20 protein-coding genes are annotated in these 22046 nt (G+C 70.6%); 14 read left to right on the forward strand and 6 right to left on the reverse strand.

Annotated elements, in window-relative coordinates:
* The first annotated feature begins 82 nt into the window (after positions 1-82).
* Entirely contained in the window at positions 83-616 is a 534-nt protein-coding gene (locus tag ACQF4J_RS29505) for a CbrC family protein (RefSeq protein WP_427167164.1), read from the forward strand.
* A 264-nt stretch (positions 617-880) separates the two neighbouring features.
* Here the strand turns inward: ACQF4J_RS29505 and ACQF4J_RS29510 are convergent, their stop codons facing one another.
* A complete protein-coding gene (locus tag ACQF4J_RS29510) occupies positions 881-1564 on the reverse strand; it encodes a UTRA domain-containing protein (protein WP_427168636.1) in 684 nt (227 codons plus the stop codon).
* 239 nt (positions 1565-1803) lie between these two features.
* On the opposite strand from ACQF4J_RS29510, the gene ACQF4J_RS29515 reads away from it, so the two are divergent.
* From ACQF4J_RS29515 to ACQF4J_RS29525, 3 genes are all read left to right on the forward strand, one after another.
* Positions 1804-2211 (forward strand): gas vesicle structural protein GvpA, encoded by a 408-nt coding sequence (locus tag ACQF4J_RS29515; protein WP_427167165.1) that lies wholly within the window; start codon positions 1804-1806, stop codon positions 2209-2211.
* Entirely contained in the window at positions 2211-2981 is a 771-nt protein-coding gene (locus tag ACQF4J_RS29520; RefSeq protein WP_427167166.1) for a GvpL/GvpF family gas vesicle protein, read from the forward strand. Before ACQF4J_RS29515 ends, ACQF4J_RS29520 begins: the two co-directional genes overlap by 1 nt.
* 134 nt (positions 2982-3115) lie before the next feature.
* On the forward strand, positions 3116-3367 hold the full coding sequence (locus ACQF4J_RS29525; protein WP_351568675.1) for a hypothetical protein: 252 nt from the start codon (positions 3116-3118) through the stop codon (positions 3365-3367).
* A 52-nt stretch (positions 3368-3419) separates the two neighbouring features.
* Here the strand turns inward: ACQF4J_RS29525 and ACQF4J_RS29530 are convergent, their stop codons facing one another.
* From ACQF4J_RS29530 to ACQF4J_RS29540, 3 genes are all read right to left on the reverse strand, one after another.
* On the reverse strand, positions 3420-3977 hold the full coding sequence (locus tag ACQF4J_RS29530; RefSeq protein ID WP_351801844.1) for a potassium channel family protein: 558 nt from the start codon (positions 3975-3977) through the stop codon (positions 3420-3422).
* A complete protein-coding gene (locus tag ACQF4J_RS29535) occupies positions 3974-4819 on the reverse strand; it encodes a YhjD/YihY/BrkB family envelope integrity protein (protein WP_351568669.1) in 846 nt (281 codons plus the stop codon). Before ACQF4J_RS29535 ends, ACQF4J_RS29530 begins: the two co-directional genes overlap by 4 nt.
* A 396-nt stretch (positions 4820-5215) precedes the next feature.
* Entirely contained in the window at positions 5216-5977 is a 762-nt protein-coding gene (locus ACQF4J_RS29540; RefSeq protein ID WP_427167167.1) for an SDR family NAD(P)-dependent oxidoreductase, read from the reverse strand.
* Between the two features lie 127 nt (positions 5978-6104).
* On the opposite strand from ACQF4J_RS29540, the gene ACQF4J_RS29545 reads away from it, so the two are divergent.
* Complete coding sequence (locus ACQF4J_RS29545) at positions 6105-6713, forward strand: TetR/AcrR family transcriptional regulator (RefSeq protein ID WP_427167168.1); 609 nt, start codon at positions 6105-6107, stop codon at positions 6711-6713.
* A 468-nt stretch (positions 6714-7181) separates the two neighbouring features.
* Here the strand turns inward: ACQF4J_RS29545 and ACQF4J_RS29550 are convergent, their stop codons facing one another.
* Together ACQF4J_RS29550 and ACQF4J_RS29555 are read right to left on the reverse strand one after the other, a co-directional pair.
* Complete coding sequence (locus ACQF4J_RS29550) at positions 7182-8021, reverse strand: class II glutamine amidotransferase (protein WP_427167169.1); 840 nt, start codon at positions 8019-8021, stop codon at positions 7182-7184.
* Positions 8022-8115: 94 nt separating this feature from the next.
* The gene (locus ACQF4J_RS29555) at positions 8116-8472 is read right to left on the reverse strand and encodes a hypothetical protein (protein WP_427167170.1); all 357 of its coding nucleotides are present in this window, start codon (positions 8470-8472) and stop codon (positions 8116-8118) included.
* Between the two features lie 146 nt (positions 8473-8618).
* On the opposite strand from ACQF4J_RS29555, the gene ACQF4J_RS29560 reads away from it, so the two are divergent.
* The 9 genes from ACQF4J_RS29560 to ACQF4J_RS29600 all read left to right on the forward strand — a co-directional run bounded on the left by ACQF4J_RS29560 (position 8619) and on the right by ACQF4J_RS29600 (position 22029).
* Entirely contained in the window at positions 8619-9683 is a 1065-nt protein-coding gene (locus ACQF4J_RS29560) for a hypothetical protein (RefSeq protein WP_427168637.1), read from the forward strand.
* 48 nt (positions 9684-9731) lie between these two features.
* The gene (locus tag ACQF4J_RS29565) at positions 9732-10505 is read left to right on the forward strand and encodes a TIGR03936 family radical SAM-associated protein (RefSeq protein WP_351568655.1); all 774 of its coding nucleotides are present in this window, start codon (positions 9732-9734) and stop codon (positions 10503-10505) included.
* Between the two features lie 271 nt (positions 10506-10776).
* Positions 10777-14850: an Rne/Rng family ribonuclease gene (locus tag ACQF4J_RS29570; RefSeq protein WP_427167171.1), complete on the forward strand. Its 4074-nt coding sequence runs from the start codon at positions 10777-10779 to the stop codon at positions 14848-14850.
* A gap of 255 nt (positions 14851-15105) precedes the next feature.
* Entirely contained in the window at positions 15106-15426 is a 321-nt protein-coding gene (gene rplU / locus ACQF4J_RS29575) for a 50S ribosomal protein L21 (protein ID WP_099928855.1), read from the forward strand.
* 14 nt (positions 15427-15440) lie between these two features.
* On the forward strand, positions 15441-15695 hold the full coding sequence (gene rpmA, locus ACQF4J_RS29580; protein WP_142151933.1) for a 50S ribosomal protein L27: 255 nt from the start codon (positions 15441-15443) through the stop codon (positions 15693-15695).
* Positions 15696-15808: 113 nt separating this feature from the next.
* On the forward strand, positions 15809-17260 hold the full coding sequence (gene obgE / locus ACQF4J_RS29585; protein WP_351568649.1) for a GTPase ObgE: 1452 nt from the start codon (positions 15809-15811) through the stop codon (positions 17258-17260).
* Between the two features lie 262 nt (positions 17261-17522).
* Positions 17523-19073, forward strand: a complete 1551-nt coding sequence (locus tag ACQF4J_RS29590) for an alkaline phosphatase D family protein (protein ID WP_427167172.1) — start codon at positions 17523-17525, stop codon at positions 19071-19073.
* Between the two features lie 88 nt (positions 19074-19161).
* Positions 19162-20349, forward strand: coding sequence for a hypothetical protein (locus tag ACQF4J_RS29595; RefSeq protein ID WP_351568643.1), 1188 nt, complete (start codon positions 19162-19164; stop codon positions 20347-20349).
* 183 nt (positions 20350-20532) lie between these two features.
* A complete protein-coding gene (locus ACQF4J_RS29600; protein ID WP_351801838.1) occupies positions 20533-22029 on the forward strand; it encodes a bifunctional cytidylyltransferase/SDR family oxidoreductase in 1497 nt (498 codons plus the stop codon).
* Positions 22030-22046 lie beyond the last annotated feature (17 nt).

Genomic DNA, 22046 nt, shown 5'->3' on the forward strand with positions numbered 1-22046 from the left:
GGGTCTGAGATTCAGGCGGGCCCACCCACGCTCAGGCCACCCGCGTCAACACGGTCACCTTCTGGCACAGGAAGGCTCGCTGATGAGCGCTGCCCTGCCCGTATTCCGCTATCACCCTGATCCTGTTGCGAGCGGTTCCATCCGCGAGAGCGCCGAGACCTGCGTCTGTTGCGAGCGCAGTACCGGGTGGATCTACACCGCGACCTTCTACACGGCCCAAGACGTCGACGGGCAGTTCTGTCCCTGGTGCATCGCCGACGGCAGCGCCGCTGAACGATTCGAGGGTGAGTTCGCCGACTCGTACGGGCTCGCCGGGGTCAGCGAGAAGATCCTGGAGCACGTCACCCGCCGTACCCCTGGCTTCCACGCCTGGCAGGACCCGCATTGGCTTGTCCACTGCGACGACGCGGCCGCCTTCGTCGGCGAGGTCGGACACACCGAACTCGCCGCCCACCCCGAGGCACTCGACCAGCTGCGGACCGACCTGCGGATGGGCGGTTGGCACGACGCATCACAGCTGGAGAGCTTCCTGACCCACCTCGGGCAGGGCGCAAGCGCCATGCTCTTCCGCTGCACCGTCTGCGGCACCCACCTCGCCTACGCCGACGCCTCCTAGCCAAGCCCAGCCCAGATGTCACCCGATCGTGCGGCAGACCCGTCGTAATCCTCGTCCTCGCCGCTGGAGAGCCAGATCTCCTCGGCTCCAGCGAACGAGCTTGGGCGTGCTGTGGTCGGGGGCGCTCGGCGACCGGACCGGGTTCGGCGGCCACGCCGCACGCCCGGCCACGCTGCACGGCCGGCCGGAGCGGCCGGACGCCCCGGCGCGCCGCAGGCGCGCCCTTGAGGAAGTGAAGGGGTTTCGACCGATGCCGCTTGAGGTTCAGGCCCGGGTGCGTCGGGCGGGCTCTTTGTCGGCGGTGATCCGGTAGGCGAGTTCGGCGCGGTCGGCACCGATGCGCAGTTCTTCAAGGATCAGGGCCTGGGCGTCGGTGCCGCAGGTGACGCGGGACAAGTGCAGGACCGGGGTCGCGTCGGGCAGGCGCAGCGCGGTGCGCTCGTCGGGCAGCGGCATGCGGGCCCGTACCGTCTCGGACCACCACAGCTCGTGGCCGGCCTTCGACAGCATCTCGTACAGCCTCGCTGGTTCGGCGTCCGGCGCTTCGGCGAGACCCGGTACGGCGTCGGCCGTCACGAAGGGGATCAGCGTGCGGTGCATTGCACGGGTGCCCGTGGTGGGATCGATCAGAAGCCGGTCACAACCCCAGAGGGCTTCTTCCGCCTGGAGCTCCAGAAGGTGGGCTGTGGTCTGGGCGGCGTGCGTGCGGTAGGTGTTCGGCTCCTCGGTCTGCTGCCACGCGGTTACGCCGTGAAGTACGAACTGCCCGGCGGAGGTTCGGTCTATATGCCTGGTGAGGCGCACGACAGGCTGTCCGGTCCAGCGTACGTAGCTGTCCTTACCGTGCCGGACGTCGATGAGTGGGGCGCCGGGTTCGTACTCGCCGGACAGGATCGCTTCCCGGATCGCGGCGGCGACCTGCTGATAGGCAGCGGATCCTGTCCTCAGGCAAGCCCGTCTCTGAGCAAGGGTCGAGGAGGTTGGGTGACCACGGGCGACGTCAGGAGGTTCCCCTCGTACATACGTTTGACCTTGAGGCTGGGGGGCTACCCGAAGACGGAAACCTGATCGCTGCCTTGAAGCCTGTGGTGACCTGCGGGAATGCGTCGCAGCGTTCCCGTCTCGGGGAGGGCGGGATCGGCGAGGCGCTGTGGAGGCGGGATCCCACATAGGGCAAGGGGCTGGTTGTGATGACGGTGGCAACGCAGCAGGGTGGCGGCGGAGGAGGTTCCAGTGGCCTCTATGACGTGCTGGAGCTGATTCTCGACAGGGGGCTGGTGATTGACGCGTTCGTGCGGGTCTCCGTGGTCGGCATCGAGATATTGAAGATCGATATTCGGATCGTGGTGGCGAGCGTGGACACGTATCTGCGTTTCGCTGAGGCATGCAACCGTCTCGACCTGGAGGCGGGGCCGAGCAAGCCTGCCGGCCTGACCGAGCTCACGGGACAGCTCACCGAATCCGGTGCCCGGGGTAAGACCAAGGGGGCGCTGTCCGGAGCCGCCGAGACGGTCTCGGGGGCTTTCCAGCAGGCCCGCGACGAGGGGCGCCAGCGGCAGGGAACCCGGTCCGCGCGCCGGGGGGAGGATGAGTAGTGAGCACCTACGTCTATGGCATCACGCATGCCTCGCACGCCTTGCTGGTCAAGGACGTGGACGGCGTGGGTGACCCACCGCGGCCGGTACGGGTGCTGCGCGAGGGCGAGCTGGCCGCGATCGTCAGTGACGCTCCCGAGGAGTTGCGGCCCAAACGGCGTGATCTGCTTGCCCACCAGCGGGTGCTGGACGCAGCCGGAGAAGCAGGCGTGGTCTTGCCGATACGGTTCGCCAGCGTCTCGCCCACCGACGAGACGGTGACGACGGTGCTGGCTGAGCGTGCGGATCACTTGCTGGAGCGGCTGCGGACGCTGGAGGGCAAAGCGGAGTACAACCTCAAGGCCAACCACAACGAAGAGACGGTGCTGCAAGTGGTGGTGGCGGACAACGACGAGATCCGCTCCCTGGCGGAAGCGAACCGGCGGGCCGGCGGGGGCTCGCAGGAGGACAAGGTCCGGCTCGGGGAGATGATCGCTGCCGCGCTTCAGGTCCGCGAAGCAGCAGATGCCGACATGCTCCAGCGGGAACTGGGCCCGTCGGCCGAGGCGGTCAGCGCCGCCCCGTCGAGCACCGGCTGGCTGGCCAACCTCTCCTTCCTGATCGACCACGGCTCAGCGACACGGTTCTTGGAGGCGGTCGACCAGCTCCGCCGGCAGCACCCGCATCTGGAGCTGCGCGTCAACGGCCCGCTGCCGCCCTACAGCTTCGTCGACGACGCTTCCGAGCACGCCGAGGGCACCGCGGAAGCGTTCGAAGCAGCAGCCGAGTAGAACAAAGGGTGAGTCCGCTCCTGCTGAACCCGGCTGCGGGGCAGGCGCTGGTGTGCAGGGCGGGTCCGACCTCAGCCCCGGTCGTGGCGCGGGTGGGTCTTCGCTCGTGGCCACTCGCAGGCAGAAGGGTGAGCATGACCGAGGTGCTGTACCTGCGCGGTGAACCCTGTGTCCGCTGTGATGAGGGCCTGCTGCAGGGCGGCAGCGGCCCGGGAGGGCCGCGCAGGCTCTGCCCTGATCATTTCCGCGAGGCGGCGGCCGAGTACTTCGCTCGCCGAGGCCACGCCGACCCCGCGCTGACGGCTGCTGCGGCGCTGTCCCAGGGCCTGCGCGGCGTTTCCCTGCCTGCGTATGAGGCCGGGGCGCGTGAGCGCGGATGCAGGTGAGCAGCGGGACGCCCCGCAGCCCTCGGGTGTCAGCGGCGGGTTCAGCGCTCGGCTACTGAGGCTGGTCCTGGCTGCGCCGGCGGTGGCGGACGGCGCTCACGACGAGCCTGATCGCAACGCCGAGGACGACGAGGTCGGCGACCATCTGCCCGGTGACCACCAGCCGCGCGGTCTGGGACTTGGCGGTGATGTCGCCGAAGCCGACGGTGGAGAACACGGTGACGGTGAAGTACAGGCCGTCGGTGTGGGACAGGCGCTCACCGAAGTGGGCGGGGGACAGGGCGGCCAGGACGACGTAGGTGCCGGCGAACAGCAGCAGGAAGAACGGCACACTCACGGCCAAGGACTCGACCGCGCGCACGCCGGGCAGCGGTGACCGCATGATCAGACGGACTTGGAAGGCGATCAGCAGGACGAACACGGCCAGTCCCGTGACCAGGATCGTGACGGCGCGCGGCGTGGAGGAATGGTCCAGGGGCAGCGCGTAGTAGACGGCGACCAGCGCTGCGACCGACGCCACCGCTCGCAGCACCAACCACGCGATCCTGCCGGGCGACAGCGTCTGCCGGGGTCGGTCAGTGTGCGCCGCCGCGGTGGTGGGGACGGTCATGGCTTCCGCCGCAGCCTGCCCAGCGCGCCCCGGAACGACAGGCCGTGCTCCGTCCACACCAGGCCGAGTGCCCCGCCCAGGACCAGGACCACACCGATGGCGATGAAGAACGACATCAAGCCGAACACGGTGCCGATCGACCCGTATCGGCGGTCGTAACTGACGATCAGGTCGGAGAAGATCACCGAGAACACCGCCATCATGCCGACCCAGCAGACACCCGTGGCCACCGAACACGGCAGCAGCCGCCTCCAGGCGATCCGCTCGGCCAGCAGGAACCGCATCGACAACCAGAAGAACCCGACGCTCAGCACGAGATGAATGATCCAGAACAACACCGGACCGCTCGCACGCAGCGTCGGCCCCGCGCCGGATATTCCGAACAGCACGCCCACGACCAGCGCCAGCCACACCAGGGCGCGCACCGAGTCCGAGACGCCTCGGGCCGGCACGTCGAAGACCCGCTGGTACAGCTGCTGGACGGCTTTCGCCCCGGCCAGCCCGGCCAGCACGAAGAACACCCAGGACAACCCGGTCACTCCGGCGGAGATGGCGGCCGAGGAGGCGAACAGATGGCCGACGTCCGCTGCGGCCTGGTGGCTGAGGCCCATGCGGTGCGACAGTTCGGAGGCGGCCGACCGCCCGGCCAGAGCGGTCACGATCAGGAAGAACGGCACCGCGCACAGCAACAGGGTGGCAGCCAGCACCATGGCCTGGCTGATGAAGTCCACCGCACCCAAGCGCCGCCACAGGGCATCCGCCCACGATCCGGTGTACTTGGCCCTGCCCCACTCGGTCGTCCGCCGTACCCGCCCGCTCTCTCGCTGTGCCTCGGACTTCATCCCTGGCGTCGAGGGGTCGGCAGTCGCCGACGGATGTGTTGCCTGCCCGGCGTGCCCGTCATTCGGAGTCCTGCTCGACGCATTCATGTCCCTCTCCCGGTGACGTCCACCCAGAGATCGGTAAGCCGCTGCTCGGACACGCGGATGCAAGGCTGACCGCCCAGCGGTCGCACGGTCCGCGGAGTATTCCCTACCTCGATCGTCTCTCGTCCCTGCTACTTGTGCAGGCCCGAGCGGGGTCGTTGAGGCTGTCTGGGGGTTGGTGCACCTGTCCGAGCCGAGCTCGGTGCTCGTCGCGGCGCCGGACGTCGTGCAGACTCCAGCTGTCACCGTCTCTGCGGCAAGCTCGAGCGGTTGCCTCCCTGTTTGTCACGGAGTCGGCGGTGGGCTTATCGCTCAGACCTGCTCGGTGGGGCGTACGAGCAGCTCGGCGACGGCCACGTGCCGGGGGCGGGTGACGATGTAGCCGACGGTGTCGGCGATGTCCTGGCTCTGCAGCCGCTCGATGTCACCCAGAGCGGCGGTGATGTGCTGCTGGATGACGTCGGGGTTGTGGGTGCGCAGTTCGGTGTCGACGCTGCCCGGCTCGATGACGGAGACGCGGACGTGCTGGCGTGCCAGTTCCTGGCGCAGGGATTCGCTGAAGGCGCCGACGCCGAACTTGGTGGCGCTGTACACGGCGGACATGGCGTAGGCGTTGCGGCCGGCGAGTGAGCCGATGTTGACGATGTCGGCGACCTGGCGCGGGACCTCGGCCGCTGCCTTGACCAGATGGGGGACGGCCGCGTGGGCGGTGTACATCAGGCCCATGAGGTTGATGTCGATCATGCGCCGCCAGTCATTCAGGTCCGCGCTGGGGGCGGGTCCGAGCAGCATGAGGCCGGCGTTGTTGACCAGCGTGTCCAGGCGGCCGAGGTTTTCGACGGTCCGCTCCACCGCTTCCGCGGCGGCCTGGGCGGTGGTGATGTCGGCGGGCACGACCAAGGCCTTGCCGCCGGCGTCGGAGATTTCCGCAGCGAGGTCGGTGAGCCGGTCCTCACGCCGGCCCACCAGGGCCACGGAGGCGCCCTCGCGGGCAAGCTCCAGCGCGGTGGCGTGGCCGATACCGCTGGACGCTCCGGTGACCAGGGCGACGGTTCCTTCAAGACGACGAGTCATGGGTTCAAGCCTTTCGATGAATGGCAATGCCGGCGCGAGCCGTACGGGATTGCGGGACGACCCCTATGGGTGGGGGCCGTATGGGGGGAGAAGCGGCTCAAGGCAGAGCCGAGGGCACAATGGGGAAGTGAGCAGCACTGGGCAGAAGACCACCGACAGCACGCGCCGAGAGAGCAGGACAGACAGAGAGCTACCGCCTCGCGAACGCCTGGTCCGGGCCGCCTCGCGGCTGTTCTATTACGAGGGCGTCCGCGCGATCGGCGTGGAGCGGCTGATTGCCGAGGCCGGGGTGACGAAGGCGACCTTCTACCGGCATTTCGCCTCCAAGGACGACTTGGTCGTGGCCTATCTGCTGACCAAGGACGCCTATTACAAGCAGGTGGCCGAACCGCTGGCCGCCGGGCACCCGCCCGCGGAAGCGATCGACCTGATCTTCGAGGCCATCGCCGAGCACGCCCGCGAGCGCGGCTTTCGCGGATCGCCGTTCATGAACGCGGCCTCCGAGTACCCGGACGCCGACCATCCGGTCCGCGCCCTGGTGACGACCCACCGGGACTGGATCCGCGGCCTCTTCCAGGACCTGCTCACCCGGCTCGGCCACGCCGATCCCGAGTCGGCCGCCGGTGCGCTGCTGATGCTGTACGACGGCGCGATGGCTGCCGGCTACCTGGACGACTCGACGGCCGCCCACAAGACCTTGCTGAACGCGGTCAGGCTCATCAGATCGGACGGCTGATCCCAGCAGGGCCGCGCGCAACAGTGGCCCGCTGCGGGGCCCCGGCCAGGCCGGGGCGCTGGTTGCTTTCATGGAACTTCGTGATCTCTCTTCGACGTGCGCCGGGTCCCATCAGCAGCTCTCTGTGTGGAGGCAGCCCCGCCCGGAAGGCGAGGGGCCGTTCCATCCGAGGTAGGAAGACCGGTCGTTCTCCCTGCCGACCGTAGCCCTCTCGGGGTTCGCGCGCCACTCGTCGGCCTCATTTGTGGCGTCCCTCACCGGTCCGCGGCCGGCTCACGCTGCCGGCTCAGAGGGCCATCCATGACGCCGCGGCTCACAGGCGCGCCGCGGCTCGCCGTGCGGCAGCGGAGTGTGACCACCACGCCGAGGTGGCTATCAACGGCCGTCGATGACCTCATGACGGGCGCCACGGCTCGCCGTGGCCGTCCGGCCGAGAGTTCGGGACGAAGCGGTACAAGTAGTAGGCGGTCAGCGGTTGTTCGGCCGGGGCTCGAACGTGTGGAGGCTGTCCTCGCCCGGCTGGACGATGCCGTAGGTGCTTTCGGGGACCTCGTTCCAGGCTCCGGGGAGGTTGCCCAGCGGTTCCGACACGACGAGGCGCGTGTTCTCGCCGACCTCTCGCAGGAACTCGGTGTCCGGGTGGAGGGCGCGCAGGGAGTCGACCCTGGTGCTGTAGTACAGGGAGCGGGAGGCGCCCTCGCTGGAGTAGCGGAAGGCCCACAGGCGGTCGCCGTCGGACATGGCGAGGGTCATCTGGAGCGGGTGCCGTACGCCGTGCTTGTGTCCCGTCTCCTCGACCAGGCCGGCCATGCGGGCCACGGCGTCCGGGGGGTCGTCGGTGAGACCGAACGTCAGGGCCAGGTAGAACATCAGCTCGGAGTCGGTGGAGCCCTCGATCTCGGGGTAGAGGGCGGGGTCGACGGCCAGGGCCAGGTCGCGTCTGAGCCGGGGGAATTCGTTGATCACGCCGTTGTGCATCCACATCCAGCGATCCCACCGGAAGGGGTGGCAGTTGGTCTGCTGCACCGCCGTTCCGGTCGTCGCCCTGATGTGGGCGAAGAACAGCCCCGAACGGACGTGGTGGGCGACCTCCTGCAGGTTGCGGTTGTTCCAGGCCGGCCCCACGTCCCGTACGACCGCCGGGGTGACGAGATCCTCCGCGTACCAGCCGACCCCGAAGCCGTCGCCGTTGGTGGTCTCCACCCCCAGCCGGGAGTGCAGGCTCTGGTCGATCAGACTGTGCTGCGGCTCGAACAGGACGTGGCTGAGCAGGACGGGCGTACCCGAGTAGGCGATCCAGCGGCACATGTCGGCACCCACCTTCCCGTGACGGAGGATGGCGACGCTCCTGCGACAAGTATGGACTTGCCCGGCAGGCGCGGCACGTGCGGCCGGTTCGCGGTCAGCCGGTGGTGGAGTGCAGGAACGGCGGGACCGGCCGGTGCAGGTCGGTGGCCTCGATGGTCAGGGTGTCGTGCGCGACGTCCGCGCCGTCGCTCATCGACACCTGGACGGTGTGCTTCTCGCCCGTGCGCCCGAGGCGCCCGGTGACCGTGACCTTGTGGCCCTCCACCGTGACCCGCAGGTCCGAGTCGGCGGACGTGGACGCGCTGACGACGTGCCGTGGCCCCGCGGGCCACACGCTCACGGACGAAGTGAACTCTTCTCCGGCCGTGACCTCGATCTGCGACGGAGTGAGGATCATGAAGCCCTTCAGGTGCCATGACCCGGTGCCTGGGGATGTGTGATTGCCGGTCATGTCGTCAGCGTGCGCCGATCGCGCGAGCGGGTGCAGATGACGGTAGGCCCGTTCCGAGGGCCTGTCGCGGCGGCGGCGGGGGCCGTTCGGCCCCAGGACCGCGTACAGACCGCATCCATCGGGGCCGGATGCGCGTCTACGTCGGTATGGACCTGGAGGAATACCCGCAGCGGCCCCCGCAGCAGACACCGGAAGGATGTCTGGTCGTGGCGATCCGCCTGCCGGTGCGGATCGTCGTGCTCGTCCTGGTGGTCCCGGTGCGCATGGTGTGGGACGCGCTGGTGGTGGCGGGCAGGTTCCTGACCGACACCGTCTTCAGGCCGGTGGGCAGGGCCCTGTTGTGGGTGGGACGGGCGTTGTTCGTCTGGCCGATCGTGGGGCTGTGGCGCTACGTCGTCGTGCCCGCCGGCAAGGCGCTCGGGCTGCTCGGCAAGGTGCTCGTCGTCATTCCCCTGGTGTGGCTCCACCGGTCGGTGCTGACGCCCCTCGGACATGCCCTCGTATGGATGTACGAACGGGTGATCGCGCCCGTCGCGCGAGGCGTGTGGTGGCTGCTGGCCGCCCTGGGGACCGGCGTGTACACCGTCCTGGCCTGGCTGGCGCGGTACCTCCTCGTCGTCCCCGCGGGATGGGTCTACACGTGGATCCTCACCCCGGTGGGGCGCGCGATCACCGCGTGCGCCAAGGGGCTGGCGTGGCTGGCGGGCACGGTCGCCACCGGCATCGGCGTCGCGCTGTACTGGGTCGCCCGGGTGCTGCTGGTGCTGCCCGCGCTGGCGCTGTGGCGCTGGGTCCTCGTCCCCGTCGGACGAGTCCTCGCCGTCGTCGCACGCGAGGTCGGGGACGCCCTCGGGCACGCTTGGCGGGTGGCCGGGCGGATCTCGCTCGCCGTCGGCCGCGCGCTCGCCACGCTCTTCCGGCTGGTCTTCGTGGAGCCGGTGCGGTGGGTGTACCGCACGGTGCTCACCCCCGTCGGCCATGCCGTCCGGGACGCCGTGCTGCGGCCCGCGGCCGCCGTCGCGCGCAGCGTGGGCCGGGCGACCGGGGAGGCGCTGGCCTCCGCCCGGGAGTCCGTACGGCAGGCGCGGGCGGACTTCCGCCGGATGCTGTTCGGGGAGCCCGAGCGGGTCGAGAGGATCGACCGGCGGGAACCCACGGGCCGCGAGACACGTACTCTTGGTAGAAGTACGACCGCTCTCACGAAGGACTGAACGACACTGGGCAAGCGACAGCCCGAAGGCCCGCCGCCCGCACCCGCGGTGCAGCGCATCCGACTGCGCTACACCAAGCGCGGCCGCCTCCGGTTCACCAGCCACCGTGACTTCCAGCGCGCCTTCGAGCGTGCGCTGCGCCGCGCCGAGGTGCCCATGGCGTACTCGGCGGGGTTCACGCCGCATCCGAAGGTGTCGTACGCCAATGCCGCACCCACCGGCACGGGCAGTGAGGCGGAGTACCTGGAGATCGCCCTCACCGAGGCGCGGGACCCGGAGAAACTCAGGATCCTGCTCGACGAGTCGCTGCCCGCCGGGCTCGACGTCGTCGACGCCGTCGAGGCCCGCACCTCCGGGCTCGCCGACCGGCTGACCGCTTCCGTGTGGGAGCTGCGGCTGGACGGCGTGGCGCCCGAGGACGCCGAGCGCGCGGTCGCCGCCTTCAAGGCCGCCGGGACCGTGGAGGTCCAGCGGACGACGAAGAACGGCGTCCGGACCTTCGACGCCCGCTCCGCGGTCGCGGACCTCGAAGCGCGGGCGGATCTCGAAACGCACAGTGAACCGGCTGATAGGCCGACCGACCAGCCCTGTGCGATACTGCGGCTGGTTGTTCGGCACGTGACGCCTGCCGTACGACCCGACGACGTCCTGTCCGGTCTCCGCGCCGTGGCCGACCTGGCGCCGCCGGTCCCCGCAGCGGTGACCAGGCTGGCGCAGGGGCTGTTCGATGAAGAGACCGGCACGGTGACCGACCCGCTCGCGCCCGACCGCGAGGCAGCTGAGGCCCCAACGGCCGCTGCCGCCGCGACGGCGCCGGCGTAAGGAAGGTCCCGCGAAGGACGAACGTCGTAGCGCCGCCCTCGTACTCGGGAGCCACCTGGGTCGGGCAGCGCACCGACCAGAAGACTTTCGCCAGGCCGTACCCAACAGGGTGTACGGAACCGGCGAGACAAGACACAGAGAGCTCCCGTGCGGCGCCCGCGCCCCGGACGGCGGCACCGCGCATCGCGCGAGCCGCGGACGTCAACGGCGGTCGAGTCATCGACGCCGGACCAGGTGCGGAGCCCGGGAGCCTGACGGGAGACAAGCCCGCATGCTCGAACCGACCGAACCCACCGAGGGTTCCGAAGAACTGAACACTCCCAGCGACACCCTGCCGCCGCGTCGTCGGCGCCGTGCCGCTTCCCGCCCGGCGGGCCCGCCCGTCGGGGCCGCCGGGACACCGGAGGAAGTCACCGCGTCGGCCATACCGGCCGAGGGCGAGGAGGAGGCCGTGGAGGCCGCCGAGCCGCAGGAGCTCGATGAGGCCGCTGAGGCCGAGGGTGCCGAGGAGACGGAGGTCGCCGCGGAGGCGCCCGTCGAGGAGCCCGCGCCCGCCGCCCGCACCCGCCGTCGTGCGACGCGCCGTGTGTCCTCGCCGACCGCCTCTCCGGCGTCCGCCGAGGCGGCCGAGACCGTCGTACCCGCCGCTGCCGCCGAGGTCTCCGAGGCTGCCGTGAGCACCGAGACCGAGCAGGCCGTCGTGTCCGGTGAGGACGCCGCTCCGCCGCGCACCCGTCGTCGCGCCACCCGGCGGGTCACCTCGCCGACCGCCACCGCGGCGTCCGCGGAGGCGGCCGAGACCGTCGTACCCGACGCTGCCGCCGGGAGCGAGAGCGCAGAGGAGCCCGTCGCCGTGGCCGAGGCGCCCGCCGAGGAGTCCGCGCCCGCCGCCCGGACGCGCCGTCGTGCCACCCGGCGCGTCACCGCGCCCGTCGGAGCCCCCGAGGCCGCGAGCGAGCAGGGCACGGAGGCCGACACGGCCGGTGCCCCCGAGACCACCGAGCCCGCTGCGGACGGTGCCGAGGAAGCGGCTCCGCGCCGCACCCGTCGGCGTGCCACGCGTCGTGTGACCGCGCCCGTCGGGGCGCCGGAGGAGGAGACGGCACCGGCGCAGGAGGCCGCCGAGAGCGCCCCCGCACCCGAGGCCGCACCCGTCGAGACGCCTGCCGCCCAGGAGCCCGCCGCCGCCCAGGCCGAGGAGGACGCCTCTCCGCGTCGCCGCCGCCGGGTCGCCCGCAAGGCCGCCACCGGGTTCTCCGAGCCCGCCAGGGTCACCGCCGAGGCGTCCGTCGAGGAGGACAGCCCGCAGCGTCCGGCGCGTCCCGCCGTCGCCGTCTTCCAGGCGCCGGTGTTCACCGAGCCGAGGTTCCAGACGCCCGAGCGTGCCGCCGCGGAGGCGGCCGCCGAGGCCGGGTCCGGTGCCGAGCCCGCCGAGGCCGAGGAACTTCAGGAGGAGCAGACCGGAGCCCGGCGCCGTCGCCGCCGCCGGGGCGGTGGCTTCGGCGACGAGCCCGAGGCACCGGCCGCCGCCGAGACCGTGGCGCGCGTCGAGTCCGCGGACACGGACGCCGACGAGGACGAGGCGGAGGAGGCCGAGGAGTCGGCCGAGGACGCCCACGAGGGTGACGAGACCGAGGAGACCGGCTCGCGCCGGCGCCGTCGGCGCGGTGGCCGTCGCCGCCGCCGGGGCGAGTCCGCGGACGCCGCCGGTGACGACGAGGACTCCGACGACGTCGCCGCCGAGCAGGCCGACCAGGACGCCGAGGACACCGCCGAGCAGGAGGAAGAGGACGCCGAGGACGCTCACGACGAGCCCGGCGGGTCCAGCTCCAGCAGCCGCCGTCGTCGCCGTCGCCGTCGGCGCGCCGGTGAGACCTCCGTCGACACCGAGCCCAGCGAGAACGACCCCGAGCGCACCGTCGTCAAGGTCCGCGAGCCCCGCCCGAAGTCCGAGCCGTCCGACGAGGTGCAGTCCATCAAGGGCTCCACGCGTCTGGAGGCCAAGAAGCAGCGCCGCCGCGAAGGCCGTGAGCAGGGCCGCCGCCGCGTCCCGATCATCACCGAGGCCGAGTTCCTCGCCCGCCGCGAGGCCGTCGAGCGCGTGATGGTCGTCCGCCAGAGCGGCGAGCGCACGCAGATCGGCGTCCTGGAGGACGGCGTGCTCGTCGAGCACTACGTCAACAAGGAGCAGGCGACCTCGTACGTCGGCAACGTGTACCTGGGCAAGGTGCAGAACGTGCTGCCCTCGATGGAGGCCGCCTTCATCGACATCGGCAAGGGCCGCAACGCCGTCCTGTACGCCGGTGAGGTCAACTTCGAGGCGCTGGGCATGGCCAACGGCCCGCGGCGCATCGAGTCCGCCCTGAAGTCGGGCCAGTCGGTCCTCGTGCAGGTCACCAAGGACCCGATCGGGCACAAGGGCGCGCGTCTGACCAGCCAGGTCTCCCTCCCGGGCCGCTACCTCGTGTACGTCCCCGAGGGCTCCATGACCGGCATCAGCCGCAAGCTGCCCGACACCGAGCGGGCCCGGCTGAAGACCATCCTCAAGAAGATCGTCCCCGAGGACGCCGGTGTCATCGTGCGCACCGCCGCCGAGGGCGCGAGCGAGGACGAGCTGCGCCGGGACGTCGAGCGGCTCCAGGGACAGTGGGAGGAGATCCAGAAGAAGTCGAAGAACGGCAACGCCCCGACGCTGCTGTACGGCGAGCCGGACATGACGGTCCGGGTCGTCCGCGACATCTTCAACGAGGACTTCTCCAAGGTCATCGTCAGCGGTGACGAGGCGTGGGAGACCATCCACGGCTACGTCTCGCACGTCGCCCCCGACCTCGCCGACCGCCTGTCGAAGTGGACCTCCGAGGTCGACGTCTTCGCCACCTACCGGATCGACGAGCAGCTCGCCAAGGCCCTGGACCGCAAGGTCTGGCTGCCCAGCGGCGGTTCGCTGGTGATCGACCGGACCGAGGCGATGGTCGTCGTCGACGTCAACACCGGCAAGTTCACCGGCCAGGGCGGCAACCTGGAGGAGACGGTCACCAGGAACAACCTGGAGGCGGCCGAGGAGATCGTGCGCCAGCTGCGGCTGCGCGACCTCGGCGGCATCATCGTGATCGACTTCATCGACATGGTGCTGGAGTCCAACCGGGACCTGGTGCTGCGCCGCCTGCTCGAGTGCCTGGGCCGGGACCGCACCAAGCACCAGGTCGCCGAGGTGACCTCGCTGGGCCTGGTCCAGATGACCCGCAAGCGGGTCGGCCAGGGCCTGCTGGAGTCCTTCTCCGAGACCTGCGTCCACTGCAACGGCCGCGGTGTCATCGTGCACATGGAGCAGCCGAGCTCCGCCGGTGGCGGCGGCAAGCGCAAGAAGCGCGGGCGTGGCGGCGACGGGCACGAGCACGTGCACGAGGCCGCGGTGGCTGTCGAGGCGGAGGAGGCCGAGGAGACGGAGGCCGAGGTCGCCGCCGAGGCCGCCGAGCCGGTCGCGCTTCCCGCGCCGGTCTTCGAGCCGGACGAGGAGCTGTACAGCAGCGTCGCCGAGGCGGAGGCCGCCGTGCGCGGTGGCCGTTCCCGGCGCCGGGCGAGCCGGCGTGCGTCGGCTCCGGCCGGCGCGCCGAAGGGGCGGACGCGTCCGGAGGGCGACCGGGCCGGGTCCGACGCCGCCAGGGCCGAGTCCGACACCGAGGTCGCCGAGGTGCCCACCGCCCAGGTCGTGCCGGCCGAGGCGGAGGCCGAGCGTCCGGTGCAGCCGGAGACGGCCGCCGAGGCGCAGGCCGAGCCGGTCGCCGCGGAGGACCCGGTGGTCGCCGCCGAGCCCGTCGAGGACGCCGCGCCCAAGGGCCGTACCCGCCGTCGTGCCACCCGCAAGGTGTCGGCGCCCGCCGGTTCGCCGGCCGGGACCGAGGCGGCCGTGGTGACGGTCACCGAGGCCGCGCCCGCGCCCGAACCGCAGGTCGAGGCCGAGCAGCCCGCCGAGCCCGCCGAGGAGCGGTCCGAGACGGTTGCCGAGAGCGCGGCCCCGGCCCGTCCGCGGCGCCGCGCGGTCCGCAAGGCCACCGCGCCCACCGCGTCCGAGGAGGCGGCCGTCGTGGTCGTCCCGTCGGCCGCGGGGGACGAGCCCGCGGAGGCCGCCGAGGGGGACGTCGAGGAGGCCGCTCCGGCCAAGAAGACGGCCCGTAAGACGGCCAAGAAGGCGACCGCGAAGAAGGCGGCCACCAAGAAGACCGCGGCCAAGAAGACGGCCGCGAAGAAGACGACGGCCAAGAAGGCGGCGAAGACCGCCAAGACGGCCGCGGCCAAGTCGACGGCGAAGAAGACCTCGGTCTCCGCCGCCGCCGACGAGAGCTGAGCAGGACGAGGTGCGGGTGCGGCCGGTCGGTGTGATCGGCCGCATACCCGCGGGACCCGGTCCGGTTTGACCCCCTCGGCCACGGCCCCGTAACCTTGACCCTCGGCGTGTCCATGGATATAGGACGCGCCACATCCCCGTAAACCTCTTCCTCCAGAGCGCCGGGCGTTCCGCGCCGGCCGTTCCGGAGAGGCTGCCCGTGCCGGGTGGCTGGACTGCGGGGGTGCCGTTCCCGAGCGAGAGAGTGAGATCCGCGTGTACGCCATCGTGCGCAGCGGTGGTCGCCAGCACAAGGTTGCTGTCGGCGACATCGTTGAGGTTGACAAGATTTCCACTGCCAAGGTTGGCGACACGGTCGAGCTCTCGACCCTGCTCGTTGTCGACGGCGACGCTGTGACCAGCGACCCGTGGGTGCTGGCCGGCATCAAGGTCCAGGCCGAGGTCGTGGACCACCACAAGGGTGTGAAGATCGACATCCTTCGCTACAAGAACAAGACCGGCTACCGCCGTCGTCAGGGCCACCGCCAGCAGTACACGGCGATCAAGGTCACTGAGATCCCCACGGCTGCGAAGTAAGGGACTGAGGAGAGATGGCACACAAGAAGGGCGCATCGTCCACCCGGAACGGTCGCGACTCGAACGCCCAGCGGCTCGGCGTGAAGCGCTTCGGCGGTCAGGTCGTCAACGCGGGTGAGATCCTGGTCCGCCAGCGTGGCACCCACTTCCACCCGGGTTCCGGCGTCGGCCGTGGCGGCGACGACACGCTGTTCGCGCTGCAGGCCGGTGCGGTGGAGTTCGGCACGTTCCGTGGCCGCAAGGTCGTGAACATCGTTCCGGTCGCCTGAGTCGGCTGATCGGAAGCTTTTCGCGAGGCGGACCTCACTTCCCGGTCGGGAAGGCGGGTCCGCCTTTCGCGTGTTAACACGAGTAGTACTTACGTCTCTGGAGGCACCGAACCATGACCACCTTCGTGGACCGCGTCGAACTGCATGTCGCCGCGGGTAACGGAGGTCACGGCTGTGCCTCCGTCCACCGCGAGAAGTTCAAGCCGCTCGGCGGCCCCGACGGCGGCAACGGCGGACGCGGTGGAGATGTCATCCTCACCGTCGACCAGTCGGTGACCACGCTTCTCGAATACCACCACTCCCCGCACCGCAAGGCCACCAACGGCAAGCCCGGCGAGGGCGGCAACCGCTCCGGCAAGGACGGCCAGGACCTGATCCTCCCCGTGCCGGACGGCACCGTCGTCCTCGACAAGGCGGGCAACGTCCTCGCCGACCTGGTCGGGCACGGCACCTCGTACGTCGCCGCGCAGGGCGGCCGCGGCGGCCTCGGCAACGCGGCGCTCGCGTCGGCGCGGCGCAAGGCGCCCGGGTTCGCGCTGCTCGGCGAGCCGGGGGATCTCCAGGACGTCGTCCTGGAGCTGAAGACCGTCGCCGACGTGGCGCTCGTGGGTTATCCGAGCGCGGGCAAGTCGTCGCTGATCTCGGTGCTGAGCGCCGCCAAGCCGAAGATCGCCGACTACCCGTTCACGACGCTGGTGCCGAACCTCGGTGTCGTCACGGCCGGTTCGAACGTGTACACCATCGCCGACGTGCCGGGGCTGATCCCCGGGGCCAGCCAGGGCAGGGGACTCGGTCTGGAGTTCCTGCGGCACGTGGAGCGGTGCAGCGTGCTGGTGCACGTGCTGGACACGGCGACCCTGGAGTCCGACCGCGACCCCGTCTCCGACCTCGACATCATCGAGGAGGAGCTGAAGCAGTACGGCGGGCTCGACAGGCGGCCCCGGATCGTCGTCCTCAACAAGATCGACGTACCGGACGGCAAGGACCTCGCCGAGATGGTGCGGCCGGACCTCGAGGCGCGGGGCTACCGGGTCTTCGAGGTGTCGGCGGTGGCCCATCTCGGGCTGCGGGAGCTGTCGTTCGCGCTGGCCGAACTGGTGGCGAAGGCGCGCGCCGCGAAGCCGAAGGAAGAGGCGACCCGGATCGTCATCCGGCCGAAGGCCGTCGACGACTCTGGGTTCACCGTCACGCGCGAGGACGTCGGCGGCGAGCCGCTGTTCCGGGTGCGCGGCGAGAAGCCCGAACGCTGGGTCCGGCAGACCGACTTCAACAACGACGAGGCCGTGGGCTACCTCGCGGACCGGCTCAACCGCCTCGGCGTGGAAGATGAGTTGGTGAAGGCGGGGGCCCGCTCCGGGGACGGCGTGGCCATCGGTCCCGAGGACAACGCCGTCGTGTTCGACTGGGAGCCGACGCTGACGGCCGGTGCGGAGATGCTGGGACGCCGGGGCGAGGACCATCGCTTCGAGGCACCGAGGCCCGCGGCGCAGCGGCGGCGGGATCGGCAGGCCGAGCGGGACGAGGCGGAGCGGGAGTACGGCGACTTCGACCCGTTCGCGGAGTAGGGGACGGTGCCTTCGGCGCCATGACGGGGCGGTCGTAGACGCCCCGGGTCATTCGGCCAACTTGGTGGGATCACCGCACGCGGCTCGTTCGTGAGGCCCGTTGCGACAAGATCGGGTTCATTCTGTTGTTCCCGTGTCGCAACGGGTCTTCTGTTGTCTGTCTATTTGTCATGCACGCGAAGGGTCACGTTCAGGGGGCCGACCGCCCCGATGCGTGAGCCTGCACGAGTCCAAGAGGCCAGCGAGGCAAGGGAGTTCGAGGATGACCGGAGCCATCTCGCCCGACCGACGCCGTTTTCTGACCGCCGGTGCCGCCGTTCTCGGCGTGGCGGCCGCCGCCCAGCTGTGGCTCCCGGGCACCGCCCGAGCCGCGGAAAGCACCGTGCCCGACGGTGTGTTCAGCCTCGGTGTCGCCTCCGGCGACCCGCTGCCCGACGGCATCGTGCTGTGGACCCGCCTCGCCCCGGACCCGCTGAACGGCGGAGGCATGCCCGACGAGGTGGTCCCGGTGGAGTGGGAGATCGCCGAGGACGAGCGGTTCAGAAAGACCGCCCGCCGGGGAGTCGCCCAGGCCCGCCCCGAGTACGGGCACAGCGTTCACGTCGACGTACGGGGTCTGCGTCCGGACCGCTCGTACTGGTACCGCTTCCGGGTGGGCGGGCAGATCTCCCCGGCCGGCCGCACCCGCACCGCCCCGCACCCGCACAGCAAGGGCGGCTCGCTGCGCATCGCGCTGGCCTCCTGCCAGAACTGGCAGCACGGGTACTTCACGCCGTACGCCGACATGCTCGACCAGGACCCCGACTTCGTCCTGTTCGTCGGCGACTACATCTACGAGTCCACGCCGTCGTCGGCGGGCCCGCGCCGGCACGAGGGCACGGGGGAGCCGTACACCCTGGAGCAGTACCGCAACCGGTACGCCCAGTACCGCTCCGACCCCGACCTCGCCGCGATGCACGCGAACGCCCCCTGGGTGGTCACCTTCGACGACCACGAGGTCGACAACGACTGGGCCGGGGAGATCCCCCAGGACCCCGCCAAGCAGCCGCACGACGCCTTCGTGGCCCGGCTGACGGCGGCCTTCCAGGCTTACTACGAGCACATGCCGGTCCGCGCGAGCGCCGTCCCGGACGGCCCGCACATCCAGATGTACCGCCGCCTGGAGTTCGGCCGCCTGGCCCGCCTCAACGTCCTGGACACCCGCCAGTTCCGCACCGACCAGGCGACCACGCAGGAGGGCGCCCAGTCGCCGTCGATGACCATGCTCGGCGCCGAGCAGAAGCAGTGGCTGCTGGACGGGCTGCACGACTCGCCCGCCCGCTGGAACATCGTCGCCTCGCAGATCATGATGGCCGAGACGGACCTGCAGATCGGCGACGGCAAGCTCTGGTACTACGACGCCTGGGACGGCTACCAGGTCGAACGCAACGCCCTGCTGGGGGAGTTCGCCGACATCCGCAACCCGGTCGTGCTCAGCGGCGACCGCCACCTGACGATGATCAGCGACCTCAGGACGGACTACTCCGACCCCGACTCGGACGTCGTCGGCGCCGAGTTCGTCGGCACGTCCATCTCCAGCAACGGCGACCAGGACCAGGCCGCCTTCCACGCCCAGTGGGACCCGCTGATGCCGGACAACCCGCACTGGAAGCTGATCGACGCCCACCGCGGCTACCACCTCTTCGACATCGACCGGCACGGCATCGACGCGCAGGTCAGGGTGGTCGACACGGTCGTACGGCCGACGGCGGCCGCGAGCACCCTGGCCCGGCTGCGGGTGGAGAACGGCCGCCCCGGCGTCGAACTCGCCTGACGTCGGCGCGGGACGGGACCTGGGGCTCATCCGTGTTCCAGGTCCCTCTCAGGTAAGTCTCAGGTAAGGCTCTTACCATCCCCTGACCATGGAGACGGACTGTACGAGAGATGACGTCCCGGTGAAGCGGCCCGAGCCGCTGCCCGCCGGCACCCGGCTGCTGCACATCGGCCCGCACAAGACCGGGACCACCTCGATCCAGGGCGCCCTGTTCGCGGCGAAGGACCAACTGCCCGCGCACGGCGTGGAGTTCCCCGCGCACACCCGGCATCCCATGGAGGCCGCGCTGGCCGCCTGCGCCCGGCCCGCCATGATGGGCGACATCGTGCCCACCGACCGGCACTGGACGAACCTGGTGAAACAGGTCGAGGCGACCGGCAGGCGCACCTCGGTGGTCAGCAGCGAGTTCTTCGCCGACGCCGAGGACGAGGCGACCGTCGCCCGGATCGTCGGACAGCTCGGCGGCGACCGGGTGCACGTGCTGGTCACCCTGCGCCCGCTGGCGAGGATCATGCCCTCGCAGTGGCAGCAGTACGTGCAGAACGGCCTGCGCATGGGCTACGAGGACTGGCTCCGGCACATGCTGCGGAAGGCGCCGTACGAACAGCCCACCCCCAGCTTCTGGCGCCGCCACGGGCACGACCGGCTGGTCGAGCGCTGGGCCGCGGTGGTGGGTCCGCAGCGGGTCACCGTCGTCGTGGTCGACGACCGGGACCGGGACGGCCTGATGCGCACCTTCGAGGCGCTGCTCGGGCTGCCCGAGAACCTGCTGCAGCCGGTTCCGGACACGGCGAATCGTTCCCTTACCCTCGCCGAGACCGAAATGCTGCGGAATCTTAACAAGGAATTCCGCGGCAATGGACTGCCGGACGAGCTGTATTCCAGGCTCGTGCGCAACGGCGCGGTGATGCATATGAAGAATGCGTGCAGTCCGACACCGCGGGACGTGAAGATCTCCACCCCGGCCTGGGCCGTCGAGGCGGCCGCCGCCAGGGCCGCCGGAATGGCGGAACGCATCGCCCGTACGGGCGTACGCGTGCTCGGGGATCCGGCGCTGCTGTCCGTGGTGCCCACGTCACCGGCCCCGGCCTCCGGCGAGGCGCGGATCGCTCCCGAGGTGGCCGCCCAGGCGCTCTACGGAGCCCTCGCCGCGGCCGCGGAGGCGCCCGTGCGGCACGCGAATCCCGCGAAGGCGCGCACGGTTCACCAGACGTCCTCCAAGGAACTCGTGAAGGTGCTCGGCCACCGCTGTCTGAGGAAGCTGCGACGGCACTGACGCCTTGTGCGGTTACTCACAGCAATTCGGCGGACGCTCCCGGCGAGTGTCCCCGTGTCACCAGTAGTGCAAGGTGAATGTCAGGTGGCGCGCACATATGCAGTGAACGGCGCTCACCTTGCACAGCGGTAACCGCAAGTGGGACCATTTCCAGGTTCCCTGTCGCCCCAAGGTAGGTCCTCTGTGTCCCAGCACATAGCCAAGCCCCGTACCACCGCAGTGATCCTGGCCGGTGGCACCGGCCAGCGCGTGGGTCTCTCGATCCCCAAGCAGCTGCTGAAGATCGCCGGCAAGGCAGTCATCGAGCACACCCTGACCACCTTCGAACAGGCGGACTCGATCGACGACATCATCGTGCTGATGGCGCCGGGCTACGTGCCCGACGTCGAGAAGATCGTCGCCAAGGCCGGGTTCACCAAGGTCAAGAAGATCATCGAGGGCGGCTCGACCCGCAACGAGACCACCGAGCGCGCCATCGAGGCCCTCGGTGAGGGTCTGGCCGAGGGCGAGGACCTCAACGTCCTCTTCCACGACGCCGTCCGCCCGCTGCTCTCGCGGCGCGTGATCGACGACTGCGTGGTCGCGCTGGAGCGCTACCAGGCGGTCGACGTCGCCATCCCGTCCGCGGACACCATCATCGTGACCCGCACGCACGGCGAGGACGGCGAGTTCATCACCGAGATCCCGGACCGCTCCCGGCTGCGCCGCGGGCAGACCCCGCAGGCCTTCAAGCTGTCCACGATCAAGCGGGCCTACGAGGTCGCGGCCGGCGACCCGAACTTCCAGGCCACCGACGACTGCTCCGTCGTGCTCAGGTACCTGCCCGACGTGCCGATCAACGTCGTCGCGGGCGACGAGTACAACATGAAGGTCACCCAGCCCGTCGACGTCTTCATCGCCGACAAGCTGTTCCAGCTGGCCTCGACCGCCGCGCCCGAGCAGGTGAGCGAGGACGCCTACCGCGAGCTGCTGACCGGCAAGACGATCGTGATCTTCGGCGGCTCGTACGGCATCGGCAAGGACATCGCCGAGCTCGCCGAGTCCTACGGCTCCAAGGTCTACGCCCTCGGCCGCTCCACCACCGGCACCCACGTGGAGAACCCGGAGGAGGTCGACGACGCGCTGTCCAAGGCGTACGGGGAGACCGGCCGGATCGACTACGTCGTCAACACCGCGGGCGTGCTGCGCATCGGCAAGCTGGCCGAGACCGACAACGCGACCATCGAGGAAGCGCTGAAGGTCAACTACCTCGCCCCGGTGCAGATCGCACGTTCGGCGTACAAGTACCTGGCGGAGACCAAGGGCCAGCTGCTGCTCTACACCTCCAGCAGCTACACCCGCGGCCGCGCCGAGTACAGCCTCTACTCCTCGACCAAGGCCGCCATGGTGAACCTCACCCAGGCCCTGTCCGACGAGTGGGCCGGCGACGGCATCCGCGTGAACTGCATCAACCCGGAGCGCACCGCCACGCCGATGCGCACCAAGGCCTTCGGCCAGGAGCCCGCGGGCACTCTGCTCTCCTCCGAGGCGGTCGCCCGCACCTCGCTGGACGTGCTGCTGTCCGAGCTGACCGGGCACGTCATCGACGTCCGCCAGCAGGACCCGACGGCGGGCGCCGCGAAGGCCTCCGGCTTCGAGCAGGCGCTGGCCTCGGTGCTGGACCGTCAGGACGGCGTGTAATAATCGACGGGAATTAG

Source organism: Streptomyces sp. C1-1, from assembly GCF_050214755.1.
Classification (GTDB): Bacteria; Actinomycetota; Actinomycetes; order Streptomycetales; family Streptomycetaceae; genus Streptomyces.